The organism is Micromonospora echinofusca (assembly GCF_017614955.1).
Classification (GTDB): domain Bacteria; phylum Actinomycetota; class Actinomycetes; order Mycobacteriales; family Micromonosporaceae; genus Micromonospora; species Micromonospora echinofusca_A.
Window position 1 is genome coordinate 1 of record NZ_WVUH01000678.1, and the last position, 1,070, is coordinate 1,070.

Genomic DNA, 1,070 nt, shown 5'->3' on the forward strand with positions numbered 1-1,070 from the left:
GAGTACTGGTCGGCGGCGGCCGCCATCCGCATCTGCCAGTAGACGTTGTTGGCGGTGAGGAAGGCCAGGCCGGTGCCCTGTTCGACGGCTTTCGTGGCCACCTGCCGCATCGCCGCCGACCAGTACTCGTCGTGGCCGACGAAGACGATCCCGTGGTAGCGGGCCGGGTCGATCCGGCCGGTGTGCAGGTCCACGGTCGAGGCGTACGTGACGTCGTAGCCCTGGCGCTCCAGGAACTGGATCGCGTCGTGGTCGCGGTCCATGTGTTTGGCCTGCCCGTCACCGGAGTACGGCCGGTCGAAGGAGACCTGCACCGCCCGCGTGTCGTAGACCAGGTCCCTGTCGGTGCCGTCGACGCCGGGGCGGCCCGCGGCGGCGTACCCGTAGTAGAGGCTCTTGCCGGTCCGCCCGTCCAGCGGCCACAGGTTGTACGCCTGGTACGTGGAGAAGGGCAGTACCACCAGGAAGTCCGCCCGGTGCCGGTCGTCGCGGACCACGAACGGGGTGCAGGACCGCCAGCCGGAGGTGGTGGTGAAGACCGCCACGTACAGCCCGGACAGCCAGTCGTCCGGTACCCGCAGGCTCCAGCTCACCGGCCAGCGGCAGTCGAGCAGCCCGGTCTCCGGGTCGGCCACCGGCACCGGCCGGGGCACCCCGGCCATGGTGGGGCTGGTCAGCACCGGGCGCGCGGTCGCCCCGCCGTACCAGCCGAGCCGGTGCACGGTGACGCTGAACTGCTCCACCGGGTTGACGCTGACGTGGAAGTCGACGGTCTCCCCCGCCGCCGCGCTGGTCGTCGAGGCGTACCCCTGGATCTGCCCGCCCCGGTCGTCGGCGGCGCGGGTGCCACCGGCCCCGGGACGCCAGGTCGGGGAGCCCAGCAGCCGGTTCTCCACGGGTACCACGTCGCCCCGGGACGGCGCCTCGGGTGTCCGGGTCGGCTTCGGCAGGCCGGCGTGGATCGCCTGGCCGCTGGGGGCGGTGGCGGCGAACGCGCTGACCGCTGCCGCGGAGACACCGACGGTGAGGATGCCGAGAGCCGAACGACGGGGGATGGGGGACATCAGGGG

1 protein-coding gene is annotated in these 1,070 nt (G+C 72.8%); it reads right to left on the reverse strand.

The annotated features are described in order from the left end of the window. The coding region (locus GSF22_RS33825; protein WP_208817949.1) for a N,N-dimethylformamidase beta subunit family domain-containing protein at positions 1–1,070 on the reverse strand (1,070 nt) is incomplete at both ends.